Source organism: Leuconostoc falkenbergense (genome assembly GCF_014634805.1).
GTDB classification, from domain to species: domain Bacteria; phylum Bacillota; class Bacilli; order Lactobacillales; family Lactobacillaceae; genus Leuconostoc; species Leuconostoc falkenbergense.
The window spans coordinates 15072-29871 of sequence record NZ_BMBS01000008.1 but is presented as its reverse complement, the minus strand read 5'-3'; the positions used below and the strand labels follow the sequence as shown (position 1 = coordinate 29871).

The window sequence follows — 14800 nt, the reverse complement described above, 5'->3', positions numbered from 1 at the left end:
TTGAGAAGAGGTAGTGGTTTGGCACAATTATTTTTTGAATATGGCGCAATGAGCTCGGGCAAGTCAATTGAAATTTTGAAAGTGGCGCACAATTATGAATCGCAGGGACGCAAGGTGTTGTTAATGACCCCCAGTGTTGATACACGTGACGGTGTTGGCAAAATTGCTAGTCGTATTGGGATGTCGCGCGACGCCATGGCCGTACACGAAACAGAAAATTTGTACGAAGTGATTAAAGCGGCCAAAGATGATAATTTAGCCGCAGTATTGGTAGATGAAGCACAGTTTTTGCAGCCAGAACAAGTCGACCAATTGGCTTATGCGGTTGACACGCTACATATACCGGTCATGGCCTTTGGACTGAAACAAGACGCGTTCAATCAATTGTTTGCTGGTTCCAAGCGCTTGATCGAAATGGCTGACAAATTAGAAGAAATGAAAACAATTTGCTCTTTTTGTGGCAAAAAAGCGACGACACAACTGCGAATTGTTGATGGCAAACCGCAACGTGAAGGGGCACAAGTGTTTATCGGTGGTGATGAAGCGTATATTCCAACTTGCCGCTTTCACTGGTATCACCCCGATCAAGACAAAATTGACCAACTACTATCGCATTAATTTGATGAGAACTAATTATTCTCGTACATAATAACGGAGGAAAATATGAATCCAATATTTCAACAATTACAAACCGTCGTTGATCGTTATGACGAATTAAATGAACAACTCGCCGATCCCGAGGTAATGAATGACGGACAGCACTATATGGCACTATCAAAAGAAGCGGGTAGTATCCGTGAAACAGTTGAGGTCTATCATCGTTATCAGCAAGTTATCCAAGATATTCAAGATGCGCAGGATTTACTAGATGATCCTGAAATGGCGCCATTAGCCAAAGAAGATTTGAATAGTCTCAAGCCAGAACAAGAAGAACTAGAAGATAAACTCAAGGTTTTGATGCTACCTCAAGATCCTAATGATGACAAAAATATTATCATGGAAATTCGTGGTGCTGCTGGTGGTGACGAATCATCTTTATTTGCAGCCGATTTGTTAGATATGTATCGTCGCTATGCTGAACGGCAAAATTGGTCATTGAGTATTATTGATGAGTCCACAACAGAAGTTGGTGGTTACAAGGAAGTTGCGGTAATGATTACAGGCGACAGCGTCTATTCAAAGTTAAAGTTTGAAAGTGGTGCGCATCGTGTGCAACGTGTCCCTGCAACAGAAACACAAGGACGTGTCCATACCTCAATAGCAACGGTTGGTGTGATGCCCGAATTTGAAGATATTGATTTTGAGCTAAACGAATCCGATTTGGAAGAAGAGTTCTTCCGTTCAGGTGGTGCCGGTGGTCAAAACGTCAATAAAGTTTCAACAGCAGTGCGTTTAATCCATAAACCTACGGGTATTATGGTTAAAATGCAAGAAGAACGCACACAAATTAAAAACCGTGATAAAGCGCGAAAGTTGTTAGCGAGTCGTGTCTATGATTTTTATGCGCAACAAAATGAAGCAGAATATGCTGAGAAACGTAAATCTGCAGTGGGAACGGGAGATCGCTCTGAACGGATTCGCACTTATAATTATCCGCAAAATCGTGTTACTGATCACCGCATTGGGTTAACATTGAATAAACTCGACCGAATCATGAACGGTGATTTGGGTGAAGTTATTGACGCCCTTGTTATTGCTGATCAGACGGCTAAACTGGCGGAATTAAACAAATGACAGATAAGCATTTTGATACGCCACCACAATTTGGTTCATCCAAGCCACAAGCCAACAATCAATCGGACAAGCTAAATGCACCAAAATGGTTTGAATGGGATGATATTAAAAAGCCAACTGACTTAAGTCATGTCAAAATTTCATTAATTGAGGCCAAAAAGTGGGCGTTAATTGAATTGCGCCAAGCTGGAATGTCTGAACAAGATGCGAAAGATAATCTGGACTTTTTGTTAAGTGGTGCGTTTAACATTAACTATGGCATGTTGCGCGCTAACATGAGTCGACAAATGCCGGCAGCGTTAGCGACTGTTTGGCCCAAGTGGGTCTCTGAATTGGTAAAGAATAGGCCGCCACAATACATTTTGGGTCATGCCCCTTTCTTTGGTCGTGAGTTTTTAGTGGATGAACGGGTGTTGGTTCCCAGACCGGAAACCGAAGAGTTAGTCGATTGGATTCTAAAAGATGCTGGATCGGGCGTTCAACCGGTCTCTGTGTTAGATATTGGTACTGGTAGCGGTGCTATTATTGAAACATTAATGTTGGAAAATCAGCGTGTGCGTGGCTTTGCAACAGATATTTCTGACGGTGCACTGACTATTGCGCAAGCTAATGCGCAACGCTTCGAATTGTCATTTTTACACTTTGCCAAAAGTGATGTGTATGGTCAATTAGATGGACTAGTGTTTGACATTATTGTCAGTAATCCGCCTTATATTGCGACCCAAGATAAGCACGAGATGGATGCGAGTGTGTTGACATTTGAGCCACATACAGCGTTATTTGCGGATCATGATGGTTTGGACATTTATGAACGAATCGCTGCTGGGTTAGATGAACATTTAACAGAACACGGACGCGCGTACTTCGAAATCGGTTATCAACAAGGACCAGCGGTAGTTAATTTGATGAAAGCGGCGTTACCCAACGCCAAAATAACATTGCGGCAAGACTTTGCGGGACTTGACCGCATGATTCGAGTGGAGAAATGAAAACAACAATTTTTAAAACAGATAAGCAGTCATTAGCTGAAGCAAGTGCATTATTACAACAAGGTGAGGTTGTCGCATTTCCAACAGAGACGGTCTATGGTTTGGGTGCTGATGCAACAAACGAGGCAGCAGTACAAAAGGTATTTACGGCAAAGGGACGTCCGAGTGATAACCCTTTGATTATGACTGTTGCTGATGAATCACAATTAGATGAGTTTGTGGTGATTTCTGAAGCTGCTAAGACTTTGATGGCAGCATTCTGGCCGGGTTCTCTGACCATTATTTTGCCTATCAAGCCTGGACGTGTTGAGATGATCGTCACCGGCGGCTTGCAGACAGTGGCCTTTCGACTACCAGATAATGATGCTGCGCGTCAATTAATACGCGTGGCTGGTGTACCAATTGTCGGACCAAGCGCTAATATTTCTGGCAAGCCATCACCTACAACGGCGCAACACGTATGGCATGATATGCAGGGCAAAATTGCAGGAATTGTGGATGATGGTCCAACAACTGTGGGTGTTGAATCGACAGTTATTGATATGTCAGCAACGACACCCACAATTCTTCGTCCTGGTGCGGTGACACAGCAACAATTAGAAGCAGTGTTAGGTGTGAGGGTTGTTGACGCAACCAGCACGAAATCAGTTGCTAGCGATGTCACACCAAAAGCACCAGGTATGAAATATCGTCACTATGCCCCAGATAAAAATGTAGTGATGTTTGACCGATTAGATGCACTGACCTTAAAAGAAGTGTTGCAAAAAAATGATGTTGTGATGGCACAAGATGCAACGATTGCAGCAATGGCAATTCCCAAAGAAAAAACGTGGTCACTTGGCGAGTCATTAGAAACAGCCACAGAACAACTATTTGCTGGTTTACGTTATTATGACGATGAAGCCACAGTTGCCACTATCTATGTTGAAAAAATGTCACCAATTGGCATTGGTAAGGCATTTAACAATCGGCTGGGTAAGGCGGCAGGAAATCAAGAGTTTAGTGTGTAAAAGAAAAACGTCGTAAAGACGTTTTTCTTTTTATAATTGATAGTATTGTTATCAAGTTCAGTGTCAAGATGACACCTATATTTTCAATTTACAGAAAATAAATTGTGAACAAAATGTAAACGTTTACATTTAAAACGTTGTTAGATAGGCGTTTTCAGCGTCATGGCTTGATACAACGGCGATTTGTGCTTTTTTTTACTTGATATTTTGTAAGCGCTTTGATAAACTATATTCAGAAGCTGATTAACAGCTAAAAAGGAGAAATTAATCATGGCACAATCAAAAGATTTTCATATCGTAGCAGAAACTGGTATTCACGCACGTCCAGCAACTTTGTTAGTACAAGCAGCTTCAAAGTTTGCTTCTGATGTTACTTTGTCATATCAAGGTAAGGATGTTAACTTGAAGTCAATCATGGGTGTAATGTCATTGGGTGTTGGCCAAGGTGCTGATGTTACAATCAAAACTGAAGGTGATGATGAAGAAGCTGCTATGGCAGCTATCGTAGAAGCAATGGGCACAGAAGGACTCGCAGAATAACAATGACTAAGAACTTCAAAGGAATCGCGGCAAGTAATGGTGTGGCAATTGCCAAAGCCTACTTGTTAGTTGATCCTGATTTGTCTTTTGACAAAAAAACAATTAATGATGTGACGGCTGAACAAGCACGTGTCGACGATGCTTTGAAGGCTTCTAGTGAAGATGTAACTTTAATTAAATCAAAAGCTGAAAAAAATCTTGGTGCTTCTGAAGCGCAAGTTTTTGAAGCGCATTTGATGGTGTTAGCTGATCCTGAAATGTCTGGGGCAATCAAGCAAAAGATTGCTGATGATAAGGTGAACGCTGAAGCTGCTGTTAAAGAAGTGACGGATATGTATATTGGCATGTTCGAAGCAATGACAGACAATGAGTACATGCAAGAACGTGCAGCAGATATTCGTGATGTGACAAAGCGAATTATGTCGCATTTATTGAATGTTTCACTACCTAATCCTGCGCTGATTGATGAAGAAGTGGTGCTAGTCTCAAAGGATTTGACACCATCTGACACAGCACAGTTAGATCGCCAATTTGTTAAGGGTATTTTAACTGATTTAGGTGGTCGTACAGCGCATGCTTCAATCATGGCGCGTACATTAGAGATTCCTGCTGTTGTTGGTTCTGATGTTGCAACAAAGGAAATTTCTGCTGGCGACTTAGTCATTGTTGATGGTTTGACTGGGGATGTGATTGCCAATCCAGACGACGACACATTAGCAACGTATCAAAAAAAGGCTGATGACTATCTCGCACAACGCGCTGAGTGGGCAAAGCTTAAAGATGAACAATCTGTTTCCGCGGATGGTAAAGAGTTTGTCGTCGGTGCTAATATTGGTTCACCAAAGGATATGGCTGCGGTCTTAGATAATGGTTCTGAAGGTATTGGGCTTTATCGTACTGAATTCCTTTATATGGAATCAGACCATTTGCCAACTGAAGATGAACAGTTTGAAGCCTATAAAGCTGTTGTTGAAAAAATGGGTGACAAGCCGGTTACTGTTAGAACAATGGATATTGGCGGTGACAAGCATTTGAGCTATTGGCAATTGCCAGAAGAAGAAAATCCTTTCTTAGGCTATCGTGCCATCCGCATTTCATTGGATCAAACTGAAATATTTAGAACACAATTACGTGCGTTACTAAGAGCGTCAGCCTTTGGTAACTTGTGGATTATGTTTCCAATGATTGCGACACTTGGTGAATTCCGTGCCGCCAAGAAAATCTATATTGAAGAACGAACTAAGCTTGAAGAATCCGGTGTTAAAGTTGGTGACATTAAGCTTGGTATCATGATTGAAATCCCGGCAGCTGCCATGTTAGCGGATAAATTTGCTAAAGAAGTTGACTTTTTCTCAATTGGTACCAATGATTTGATTGGTTATACAATGGCTGCTGATCGTGGTAATGATCGGGTTGCCTACCTTTACCAACCTTATAATCCATCAATTTTGCGTTTGATTAATAACGTTATTGCTGCTGCTCACAACGAAGGTAAGTTTGTTGCGATGTGTGGTGAGATGGCTGGCGATCCAATCGCTGTTCCTATTTTGATGGGTATGGGCTTGGATGAATTCTCTATGAGCGCACCGTCAGTTTTGCAGACGCGTTCGTTGATGAAAAAATTAGATACAACAAAGATGGCTGAATTGGCTAAGCAAGCGTTAGATGCTGAAACCAATGACGAAGTGATTGCACTCGTTAAAGAAGTCACACAATAATGTTTTGAACGGCTGCCTTATGGCAGCTTTTTTGTGATAAAATTAAACTTATGAAGATTTTAGCATTTGATACAAGTAACCAACCACTGACAGTGAGTTTGGCAGAAGATGAACAAATTAAACAGGTCTTTACGACCAATATAGCGCGAAATCATTCGATTCAGTTATTGCCAGCTATTAAGTCTGCTTTGGCAAGTCAAAAATGGCAGTTGCAAAATATTGATCGTATTGTTGTGGCACAAGGACCAGGTTCATTTACAGGATTACGAATTGGTGTTACTGTGGCGAAAGTTTTGGCAGATACATTAAATACCGAATTAGTTGGTGTTTCTAGTCTAGCTGTTTTAGCATCACAAATTTCGTTTGATGGTCTCGTTGTGCCTCTTTTTGACGCACGTAATCAAAATGTTTTTGCTGGTGTCTATCAAGAAGAAAAGTCAATTTTTCCAGAGTCTCATCAGCCAATCAGCAACCTATTTGCTTTCTTGAAGACGCAGTCAGATAATATTTTATTCATGGGTGATACGACGCCATTTCTTGACCAAATTCACGAACAATTTGGTGATCGTGCGTCAGTATTGACGCCAGAAGATAGTTTACCTGAGGGTAAAAGCATTATCAAATTAGGTATCGCCGCAACACCAACGTCTCATATTGCTGATTTCAATCCCAATTATTTACGGAAAACGCAAGCCGAATTGAATTGGCTTGCAGCCCATCCCGGTGAGGATAAACCAGAAAATTATGTTTTTGAAGTTTAAACGACAACAGCATTTACCGTTTAATTTACCAAAATTTGAGGCAAGACAGGTCGAAATTAATGGTATATCTTTTGCTTTGCGCCGAGCGACACTAAAAGACATTGACATCTTAATCAAAATAGAAGAAGCGGTTTATGAGGGCGTTGCACCGTGGCTATTGCGTGATTTTATGAGTGAATTATCTCGGCCACATATTCGTTTATATTTAGTCGTAGAGCGTCGTGGGCAAATTATTGCTTTTGCGGGCGCAGCGTATCGTTCAGACATTGACGATATGCACATTACTAATATCGCTGTTGTACCAGTCTGGCAGAAACACGGTATTGGTACGATGCTGCTCGAGTCAATTCATGAATTTGCACACAACATGCATATGTCAACGATGACATTAGAAGCACGTCGCTCTAACACCAATGCGCAGACATTATATCGTAAATTGGGTTATGAGCAAACGGAAATTAAGAAAGGTTATTATCTTGGTGACCACGAAGATGCGGTCTCAATGACACTAAATTTTGATAATCAGACGGGCAACAATTGAAGATCTTGATGACATTTGGCAATTAGCAAATGAGTCTTTTGCACCGTCACCTTGGCCAAAAGAAGTATTTGAGCATGAACTGCGTAGTCCACGTTCTATTTATTTTGTGACGACAGGTGGTTTTCTTGGTGCAACACAAATTTTAGATGAGGTTGAAGTTGGTAGTTTAGGTGTTTCGCCGAAATTTCAGCATCAAGGTATTGGACAAGCATTACTGATGGCGGTTTTTGCGTTGCCTAACACGAAGCGCGTACTATTGGAAGTAGCTAATACCAATACGGCAGCACAGGCACTGTACCGCAAATTTGGTTTTCAACCTTATTATCGTCGAGAAAAATATTACAAAAATGGTGCTGATGCCATTATGATGGAGCGAAAAATTGACTAAAATAATTGCATTTGAATCGAGTGCTGATGAAACCAGTGTAGCAGTGGTGGAAGATGGACACATTGTTTTAAGCAATAGTGTTGCAACGCAAATCAATTCCCATCAACGGTTTGGTGGCATTGTACCTGAAGTAGCAAGTCGACATCACATTGAATGGATCACCAGAGTACTTGATGATGCCTTGAAACAAGCTCAGGTCACCCCATCTGAATTAGATGCGGTTGCGGTGACCTATGGGCCCGGATTAGTTGGTTCACTACTGGTCGGATTGATGGGTGCTAAGACATTTGCCTTGGCGCATGACCTGCCAATCATACCTGTTAATCATCTAGCGGGACACATTTCTGCGGCAAATTTTAATCAACCAATCATATATCCAGCTATGGCTCTGATGGTATCTGGTGGTCATACTGAATTAGTCCTAATGAAAACTGAAAATAAATTTGAAGTATTAGGTGAAACAAGAGATGACGCCGCTGGTGAAAGCTTTGACAAAGTCGGACGGTTATTAAAACTCCCTTATCCAGCTGGTAAAACCATTGATGAAATGGCACATCGTGGTAAAGCAACTATTAAATTTCCAACGGCTATGGCTCATGAAGACAACTATGATTTTAGTTTTTCAGGATTAAAGAGTGCGGTCATTAATTATGTTCACCATGCCGAACAAAAGCAAGAAACGATTAACCAAGATGATTTGGCAACGAGTTTTCAAAATGCTGTTGTGGATGCGTTAATCGGTCGTACTGAGCGTGCATTACGTCATTATCCAGTTAAGAGCTTTGTTTTAGCTGGTGGTGTTGCTGCTAATTCCCAGTTGCGTGAAGCGTTGACAACACTTTTAAATGATTTCAATGATACAGTATTTATTCCAGTTCCAGTGGCGTATACTGGCGATAATGCTGCGATGATTGGTGCTGCTGGTTACTGGAATTATAAACAAAATATCTATGCGGATTTGGACCTTAATACGGATCCGGGATTGGATTTTGAACTATTACAATCGTGACATCATTGTGAATGTTTCACTATCTTTTCGCAAAACCCTTAAATATATGGTACAATTACTATGCAAAAGTTCACAAGTGAAATTACTGGAGATATATTATGACGCAACAACCAAAAATACCACGCGCAACCGCTAAGCGGTTACCAATTTATTTTCGTTATCTAACTTTCTTACATGATGCTGGTACAGATCGTATTTCATCATCAGAATTAAGTGATGCTATTAAGTTCGATGCGGCGACAATTCGTCGTGATTTTTCTTATTTTGGTGCTCTAGGTAAAAGAGGTTATGGCTACGAAGTTAAAGCGCTATTGGATTTCTTTGCCAATGTTTTGGACCAAGATAGTTTGATCAACGTCGCACTAATCGGTGCTGGAAATTTGGGACAAGCCTTGCTTAACTTTAACTTCCATCAATCGTCAAATATGCGTATTTCAGCTGCTTTTGATGCCGATGAAAAGCGAACAGGCACTATTTTAGCTGGTGTACCAATTTATAAAATGAGTGAATTGAAGGAACAGATTAGTGCGCAACGTATTAACATTGCGATCTTGACTGTGCCACAAGGTGTTGCCCAAGATATTACAGATCAATTAGTGAGTGCCGGTGTTAAGGGAATTTTGAATTTTACGCCTTTGCGTGTCACGGTACCTGCCAACGTACGTGTTCAAAACGTTGACTTAACCAATGAATTGCAAACTTTGGTGTATTTCATTGAAAATTACGGTTCAATTACGACAGGATTATAAGTTAAATGACAATTTTAAATTTAGATGATCAAGAAAAAGTCTCAGCATATCAAAAGTTTGTGCGTGAAAATCCAAGAGGACAAGTCACACAGGATCCACTATGGGGTGAATTGAAAGCAAACTGGAACCACGTTTATGTTTATCATGAAACAGACGGTCAAATTGATGCGGTTATGTCAGTATTAACAGTTGAGGCTGTTCCCGGAAAAGTTTTAGCTTATGCTGGCCGTGGACCTGTTGCCGATATTGAAGATGTTGATTTAATTAAGGATTTGATTAAGGAAGCTTTAGCAGCATTACCGGATAATGTCTTCTTGTTGAGAATGGATCCTGAAGTACAGTATTCGGATGAGTTGAATCAAAAATATCTTGAGGCAGGCTTCCAGACACGTAATACGCAAGTTACACACATGCATGGTAATATTCAGCCACGTAAGAATGTCGTCTTATACTATGATGGTCGCGGTGAAGGTGCTACGCCTATTACCAATGAAGATGAATTGATGTTGCACTTCAAGCCTAAACTTCGTAATGATATTCGACGTGCATTTCGTGATGGTGTGACAATTACATTTGGTGATAGTGAAGAGGATATTCGAGCACTATTTGATACCTACGTGGCAATGGCAAAAAATCATGGTATCACACACAGACCATTAGATTACTTCCTTCGTATGCAAAAATTATGGGCAGGGACAGGCTTGTTCCGAGTCTACTTGGCTCATTTTGAAGGGCAAGTGATTGCTGGTGGCTTAGGATTTGCTTATGGTGATGAGATTTGGTATATGTATGCTGGCTCTTATCGCGAATTTGGTAAACATAACGCACCAGCCGCCATTCAATATGAGATGCTGAAATGGGGACTGTCACTTGGCAAAATCGAATATGATTTTGGTGGCATTGGTGAATTTGATGTTTCTGATGGTCTCTATAAGTTCAAACATGAATTTGCTTACCACGATCCCAACGCTGAATATATCGGTGAACTCGACTGGGTCGTTGACGAAGAAGGTTATAAGGATTACCTCAAACAATTTGATTAATTATAAAAATTAGCGCCGGTGGGCGCTTTTTTGGTATAATAATAAAGTTTTAAGCAAACAGCATATATACTGTATAATACTGCGACTTTATCACGTTTTTAATTTAATATACTGACTAAATTGCATATATATTTCATACATAGTTGGGGAAAAGTTGGGAGCTAGAAGAGGCTTATTATTTTTTCCATTGCGTCTGTTTGACCTTCTTTAGTACCGTTATTATAATACAATGACATATCAATTTTTGAATGGCCCAGAATGTTTGCGATGTCTTTAGGATTCAATCCGGGTATACCGAAAGCTATGGTTGAAAATGCATGTCTCATTTTGTGTGGCCAAACATGTATATTCGTTTCGCGACTTATGATTTTGAATATTGTTGCTAGCTCAGAATATCGTACTTGTTTTGCTAAATGATTGACAAATATCAGATCATTTTTTGACATAATCAAGTTGTTAGATGCATATACCAACTTCGACTGTTGAATGCATCGCTGTAGGTGTTCTTCAATAATCGGCGGCATTGGGACCCAACGATTTGATGAGGAGGTTTTTGGTGTGGAAACTTGTCCATGTATATTGATAGTTTCAAAAATGCCTAGCATGTTTTGTTTGACATACTTAACTCTTATCCCCATAATCTCTTCGTGACGTAGTCCAATAAGTGTTAACAAAGCCATTGTTCTTTGTTGGAGTGTTAATCTTTCTGAATCTTTAATGAAATTGAAGACAGTGTTAAATTCTGAACGTGTAATCGAAGTGTCCCTGGAGGGCGAGCCAGATACTTTTATTTTTTGTATAGGACTTTTGCTTATTACATCATTTAGAACTGCATCAGTGAATACTCCTGCAACAAGACCGTTAAGTAAGCGCATGTAATTTTTTGAATATCTTTTTGTTTTTGCGTACTTAGTAATCCATGATTGATAGTCTAGACGTGTTACGTCCTTTAATTTAAATTTTCCCCACGTAGGAAATACGTTTCTTTCAAACATATAAGTACTTTGTTTATATGTTGTATAACGCCAAGAACCATTGTCAATTTTTTCCTGGCAGTATTGGTTGAAATATTCGTATACGGTGATGTTTTTGTTATTAAAATTTGTTGAAACTTGATTTAAGAGATCTTGTTTAGCTGCCCTAGCTTCGTCAAAAGATCTAAAACCGTTTTTTTCAATGAATTTCTTTTGGTTGCGTACGGTAATTGAAAATTTAATTCGCCATTTTTTGCCTTGTGTAGTTATATAGCTTTGTATTTGTGGGTCTCGTCGTTCTTTCTTATATGTGTACCTCATTTTTTGTTATCCTTCCTGTATTTTAAACGATAGCAAGGTGTTTAACTAGGAAGTAGGGCAGTTTATAGTCATGACCATGTGGACTAATATCGAGATAAATTAAAGATAATATTAGAATATTTTTAAGCTTTTGTTTTTAAAGAACAACCACTCCAAAAATTGATGTTTCATGGTTGGCATTAATGGGCATATCATCATATTTTTTATTGAGTGAAACAAACCGTGCGCCACTATCATCACTAACAAACTTTTTGACATAAGCTTGCTGATCATAGTTTGCAATAACAATTTGTCCTGAGCGAATATCGGTTCTTTTTTTGACAAAAATTATCTGCTTGTCTTCAAATAAAGGTAACATTGAATCCCCATTGACGATAACTGCATAATCATGATCAGGTATGATACCGTCATATGAGATGGTTTCTCGATACTCGTCGCTTAAATATTCTCCTGTGCCAGCAGAGACGGCACCGTAAAGTTCAATCTCTTGTTTTGGATGATCAAAAATTTGTGGCTGGCTATTTTGTATTTTGTATTGATGCTCACTATAAGCTAACACCTTTTTTTGGCGACTAATAGAAAGGTTGGCTAAAATGGCGGTTACCTTATCACTAATAGTTAACGAATTTTCGGATTCGATCAGGGTTGATTTTGGCACACCAAAATAGTTTGACATCATTTCAATTTTATCAATTCGCGGATAAGTATTGCCTTTTATCCAGTCAGTCAGTGTTGTGTAACTAATTGATAAATCGTCGGACATTTTGTTGCGTGTCACACCCTTTGATTTCATTAGTCGAGAAATATTTTGCGCCATAATTTTTTTATTGCCTAATGAGCTCATAACGTTGACCTTTCAAGTTATTTTATATTGATATTATACGGCAGAACCGTAAATGAATCAAACTGAACTAGCCGAATTCATTATTTTCTATTGACATTACGATTTAACCGTAATAGAATAAAGTTGTTCAGAAAGGAGGAGACATGAAGGTAACGTTGAAAGCTCTTCGAGCTAACTTTAATCTAAACCAACATGAAATGGCTCGAATTGTTGGTATTTCAAAACGAACTTGGCAAAATTATGAACAGGGGAAAACTGTTCCCAGTACAGCTGTACTTAGGAATATCGAGACATATTTTAATGTTAGTTATGATGAGCTTATTTTTTGTTCTGGAAATCAGTTTAGTCGTAACAAAGACCCAGCCATACATCATATAGAGAGTTAGGACGTAGTAATCCATGGAGATAGCAAGGTGTTTTATGGCTGAAGTTGAATTGAATGATGTAATAGAAAATATGGAAAAATTGTTTTCTCAACAATTAACAGAACTTGACAAGCTTCATCGTCAAAATGATGTGATTGTATGGAAATCTGATGGCCAAGCTGCAGCAGAAACTGGTCTTGGTAGAACGTATTTTTCTCGTATTAGATATCGATTGCCGCACATTGAGATAGAGGATGCAGCAACCGGTGTAAAATCAACTGTCTATCCGAAGGCAGCGGTAAAAAAATGGTTAGCAGATCACATTGAGTATTATCAATAAATTTTGTAACCAGCAGAATATAAGTTTAATTGTGAAATAAAAAAGGACACATAAGTGTCCCCCAATAATTGAATATCAAGTTACAAAGGTTACCATCATTCGTTTAAAAGTTTGCACCTTTAGCATAACGGTTTTTGATGGAAAAAACAATAATTAGTTAAAAAGTAGGGTTAAACATGGCAAGTTATTGTTGAAATTGTAGCGATAGTTACGGAGGGTCGATTGATTTCGGGTCGCAGCGTTACTTTGATTTGAGTTCTGACGTTGCACTATTAAAACACCGTAATCGTCTGGTTGATGTCAGGGGATCCAAGGACAATGAGATAAATAGAATATCAATGGTGTCCGAGAATAAAGTTTTATTCGATTTTAGGTTTATTTAGTGTGCCATGAAGCAGTGTGGGTGTGGAGCGTACGATTTGTAGCTATGGATCAAAGTATAGTTACATTTTTGATTTTAATTTTTATAAGATAATAAGTTTTTTGATGATGGAATTTAGTGAAAGAAAGGACGACAGTGATGGATGATTACAAAAAAATTGTTCTCGTCGTACGTAGTGACTATCAACGTCTCATGACATCAAGGGAACATGCCGAATTGTTAGCTGATTTAAAGCCATTGGCTGGTAAGTATGAGTTCCATGTGTCTGTTGAGACTAAAATTTAATGTAGTGTTGTTAAGAACATTTTGATTGTTTAATCTAGAGTGTTCTTTTTATTTTGATTAAGAAAGCGAGTTTTGGTTTTTATGAGTAAAATGTTGAAGTTGTTACCTGAAAAGGGTAACTTGAAGTTTTTGTATTTAGGAACGCCTGATAATGGACGACCACAGTTTTTGATTGAAGGTTCTGACGCTGATGCCTTGACTGTTACACCAGTTGGTAAGTTGCCAGAGGGATTGAAGCCAAAAGATGTTGTGAAGTTTGAAAATATGACACTAGATTTGGTGCCAATTGGTGGTTCACGTACTAAGGTTTCTGGTTTGACTGCTGTTATTAAGAAAGAGAATGAAACAGTAGCGACTACCTGGGCGAATGAGTCAGCCCGGACTATGGTTGTGGTTAAGGGTGAGTATTTCCCTGTTGTTGATACCGATTTCTTTACAGGTTCATTTATGTATGGTGCCACTCGTGATGTTTTTGAGACTTTGACGTATCAAGAACAACAAGATCGTGGTTCCCGTGTTGGTGATTTGATTGCCAAAGATGTGCGTGTGAGTGATGAAAATGGTAAGGCATTAACAGTTCGTGTACCTGTTGAAGTATTCCCAGAGGGTGCTTTTAAGCCATTTGATAAGGTTGAATTTGAAAATTTAGTTGTGTCATTATTTGACGGTTCAACCAATGATGATCCAGATCAAGATGTTTTGTTCTTCTCTGCTAGTGGTATTTCAAAGGCAACTGCTGCTAATAAGCCACAAACAACTGCTAAGCCTGTTGAAGCAAAAACTAAGTAATGGCAGGAAAGGGGTTAA

At 39.3% G+C, this 14800-nt stretch carries 18 protein-coding genes; 16 read left to right on the top strand and 2 right to left on the bottom strand.

What is annotated here, in order from left to right; all coding sequences use genetic code 11:
- Nucleotides 1-18 precede the first annotated feature (18 nt).
- The 12 genes from IEU71_RS02685 to IEU71_RS02630 all read left to right on the top strand — a co-directional run bounded on the left by IEU71_RS02685 (nt 19) and on the right by IEU71_RS02630 (nt 10482).
- Complete coding sequence (locus tag IEU71_RS02685) at nt 19-618, top strand: thymidine kinase (protein ID WP_004914579.1); 600 nt, start codon at nt 19-21, stop codon at nt 616-618.
- Between the two features lie 45 nt (nt 619-663).
- Nucleotides 664-1734: a peptide chain release factor 1 gene (prfA, locus tag IEU71_RS02680; RefSeq protein WP_004914576.1), complete on the top strand. Its 1071-nt coding sequence runs from the start codon at nt 664-666 to the stop codon at nt 1732-1734.
- Entirely contained in the window at nt 1731-2723 is a 993-nt protein-coding gene (gene prmC / locus IEU71_RS02675) for a peptide chain release factor N(5)-glutamine methyltransferase (protein WP_004914573.1), read from the top strand. The genes prfA and prmC overlap by 4 nt, the downstream gene beginning before the upstream one ends.
- Nucleotides 2720-3733 carry an L-threonylcarbamoyladenylate synthase gene (locus IEU71_RS02670; protein ID WP_004914570.1) on the top strand — a complete coding sequence of 338 codons (1014 nt, stop codon included), beginning with the start codon at nt 2720-2722 and terminating at the stop codon, nt 3731-3733. The genes prmC and IEU71_RS02670 overlap by 4 nt, the downstream gene beginning before the upstream one ends.
- Before the next feature lie 270 nt (nt 3734-4003).
- Nucleotides 4004-4273, top strand: a complete 270-nt coding sequence (locus IEU71_RS02665) for a phosphocarrier protein HPr (RefSeq protein ID WP_004914567.1) — start codon at nt 4004-4006, stop codon at nt 4271-4273.
- A gap of 2 nt (nt 4274-4275) precedes the next feature.
- On the top strand, nt 4276-5991 hold the full coding sequence (gene ptsP / locus IEU71_RS02660; RefSeq protein WP_004914565.1) for a phosphoenolpyruvate--protein phosphotransferase: 1716 nt from the start codon (nt 4276-4278) through the stop codon (nt 5989-5991).
- A gap of 50 nt (nt 5992-6041) precedes the next feature.
- Nucleotides 6042-6752, top strand: coding sequence for a tRNA (adenosine(37)-N6)-threonylcarbamoyltransferase complex dimerization subunit type 1 TsaB (gene tsaB, locus IEU71_RS02655; RefSeq protein WP_004914562.1), 711 nt, complete (start codon nt 6042-6044; stop codon nt 6750-6752).
- Entirely contained in the window at nt 6736-7293 is a 558-nt protein-coding gene (rimI, locus tag IEU71_RS02650) for a ribosomal protein S18-alanine N-acetyltransferase (protein WP_004914560.1), read from the top strand. The genes tsaB and rimI (IEU71_RS02650) overlap by 17 nt, the downstream gene beginning before the upstream one ends.
- A complete protein-coding gene (rimI, locus tag IEU71_RS02645; RefSeq protein ID WP_004914557.1) occupies nt 7268-7681 on the top strand; it encodes a ribosomal protein S18-alanine N-acetyltransferase in 414 nt (137 codons plus the stop codon). Before rimI (IEU71_RS02650) ends, rimI (IEU71_RS02645) begins: the two co-directional genes overlap by 26 nt.
- Nucleotides 7674-8690, top strand: a complete 1017-nt coding sequence (gene tsaD, locus IEU71_RS02640) for a tRNA (adenosine(37)-N6)-threonylcarbamoyltransferase complex transferase subunit TsaD (RefSeq protein ID WP_004914554.1) — start codon at nt 7674-7676, stop codon at nt 8688-8690. Before rimI (IEU71_RS02645) ends, tsaD begins: the two co-directional genes overlap by 8 nt.
- Before the next feature lie 98 nt (nt 8691-8788).
- Entirely contained in the window at nt 8789-9439 is a 651-nt protein-coding gene (locus IEU71_RS02635; protein WP_004914549.1) for a redox-sensing transcriptional repressor Rex, read from the top strand.
- Between the two features lie 5 nt (nt 9440-9444).
- Complete coding sequence (locus tag IEU71_RS02630; protein WP_004914548.1) at nt 9445-10482, top strand: lipid II:glycine glycyltransferase FemX; 1038 nt, start codon at nt 9445-9447, stop codon at nt 10480-10482.
- Nucleotides 10483-10643: 161 nt separating this feature from the next.
- On the opposite strand, the gene IEU71_RS02625 is transcribed toward IEU71_RS02630, so the two are convergent.
- Both IEU71_RS02625 and IEU71_RS02620 read right to left on the bottom strand, forming a co-directional pair.
- Nucleotides 10644-11777, bottom strand: a complete 1134-nt coding sequence (locus IEU71_RS02625) for a tyrosine-type recombinase/integrase (RefSeq protein ID WP_004914544.1) — start codon at nt 11775-11777, stop codon at nt 10644-10646.
- 136 nt (nt 11778-11913) lie between these two features.
- The gene (locus IEU71_RS02620) at nt 11914-12621 is read right to left on the bottom strand and encodes a S24 family peptidase (protein ID WP_004914542.1); all 708 of its coding nucleotides are present in this window, start codon (nt 12619-12621) and stop codon (nt 11914-11916) included.
- Between the two features lie 143 nt (nt 12622-12764).
- Between IEU71_RS02620 and IEU71_RS02615 the strand changes: the two genes are divergently transcribed.
- The 4 genes from IEU71_RS02615 (at nt 12765) to IEU71_RS02600 (ending at nt 14782) form a co-directional block, all read left to right on the top strand.
- A complete protein-coding gene (locus IEU71_RS02615) occupies nt 12765-13007 on the top strand; it encodes a helix-turn-helix transcriptional regulator (RefSeq protein WP_036067063.1) in 243 nt (80 codons plus the stop codon).
- Nucleotides 13008-13041: 34 nt separating this feature from the next.
- On the top strand, nt 13042-13326 hold the full coding sequence (locus IEU71_RS02610) for a hypothetical protein (RefSeq protein ID WP_004914539.1): 285 nt from the start codon (nt 13042-13044) through the stop codon (nt 13324-13326).
- A 520-nt stretch (nt 13327-13846) separates the two neighbouring features.
- A complete protein-coding gene (locus IEU71_RS02605; RefSeq protein ID WP_004914538.1) occupies nt 13847-13993 on the top strand; it encodes a hypothetical protein in 147 nt (48 codons plus the stop codon).
- A gap of 81 nt (nt 13994-14074) precedes the next feature.
- Nucleotides 14075-14782 carry a hypothetical protein gene (locus tag IEU71_RS02600; protein ID WP_004914535.1) on the top strand — a complete coding sequence of 236 codons (708 nt, stop codon included), beginning with the start codon at nt 14075-14077 and terminating at the stop codon, nt 14780-14782.
- The last annotated feature ends 18 nt before the right edge of the window (nt 14783-14800 follow it).

Coding starts and splice junctions, on each gene's coding strand:
- prfA (WP_004914576.1), top strand. CDS start 664: ATGAATCCAATATTTCAACAATTACAAACCGTCGTTGATCGTTATGAC.
- prmC (WP_004914573.1), top strand. CDS start 1,731: ATGACAGATAAGCATTTTGATACGCCACCACAATTTGGTTCATCCAAG.
- IEU71_RS02670 (WP_004914570.1), top strand. CDS start 2,720: ATGAAAACAACAATTTTTAAAACAGATAAGCAGTCATTAGCTGAAGCA.
- IEU71_RS02665 (WP_004914567.1), top strand. CDS start 4,004: ATGGCACAATCAAAAGATTTTCATATCGTAGCAGAAACTGGTATTCAC.
- ptsP (WP_004914565.1), top strand. CDS start 4,276: ATGACTAAGAACTTCAAAGGAATCGCGGCAAGTAATGGTGTGGCAATT.
- tsaB (WP_004914562.1), top strand. CDS start 6,042: ATGAAGATTTTAGCATTTGATACAAGTAACCAACCACTGACAGTGAGT.
- rimI (WP_004914560.1), top strand. CDS start 6,736: ATGTTTTTGAAGTTTAAACGACAACAGCATTTACCGTTTAATTTACCA.
- IEU71_RS02635 (WP_004914549.1), top strand. CDS start 8,789: ATGACGCAACAACCAAAAATACCACGCGCAACCGCTAAGCGGTTACCA.
- IEU71_RS02630 (WP_004914548.1), top strand. CDS start 9,445: ATGACAATTTTAAATTTAGATGATCAAGAAAAAGTCTCAGCATATCAA.
- IEU71_RS02625 (WP_004914544.1), bottom strand. CDS start 11,777: ATGAGGTACACATATAAGAAAGAACGACGAGACCCACAAATACAAAGC.
- IEU71_RS02620 (WP_004914542.1), bottom strand. CDS start 12,621: ATGAGCTCATTAGGCAATAAAAAAATTATGGCGCAAAATATTTCTCGA.
- IEU71_RS02615 (WP_036067063.1), top strand. CDS start 12,765: ATGAAGGTAACGTTGAAAGCTCTTCGAGCTAACTTTAATCTAAACCAA.
- IEU71_RS02610 (WP_004914539.1), top strand. CDS start 13,042: ATGGCTGAAGTTGAATTGAATGATGTAATAGAAAATATGGAAAAATTG.
- IEU71_RS02605 (WP_004914538.1), top strand. CDS start 13,847: ATGGATGATTACAAAAAAATTGTTCTCGTCGTACGTAGTGACTATCAA.
- IEU71_RS02600 (WP_004914535.1), top strand. CDS start 14,075: ATGAGTAAAATGTTGAAGTTGTTACCTGAAAAGGGTAACTTGAAGTTT.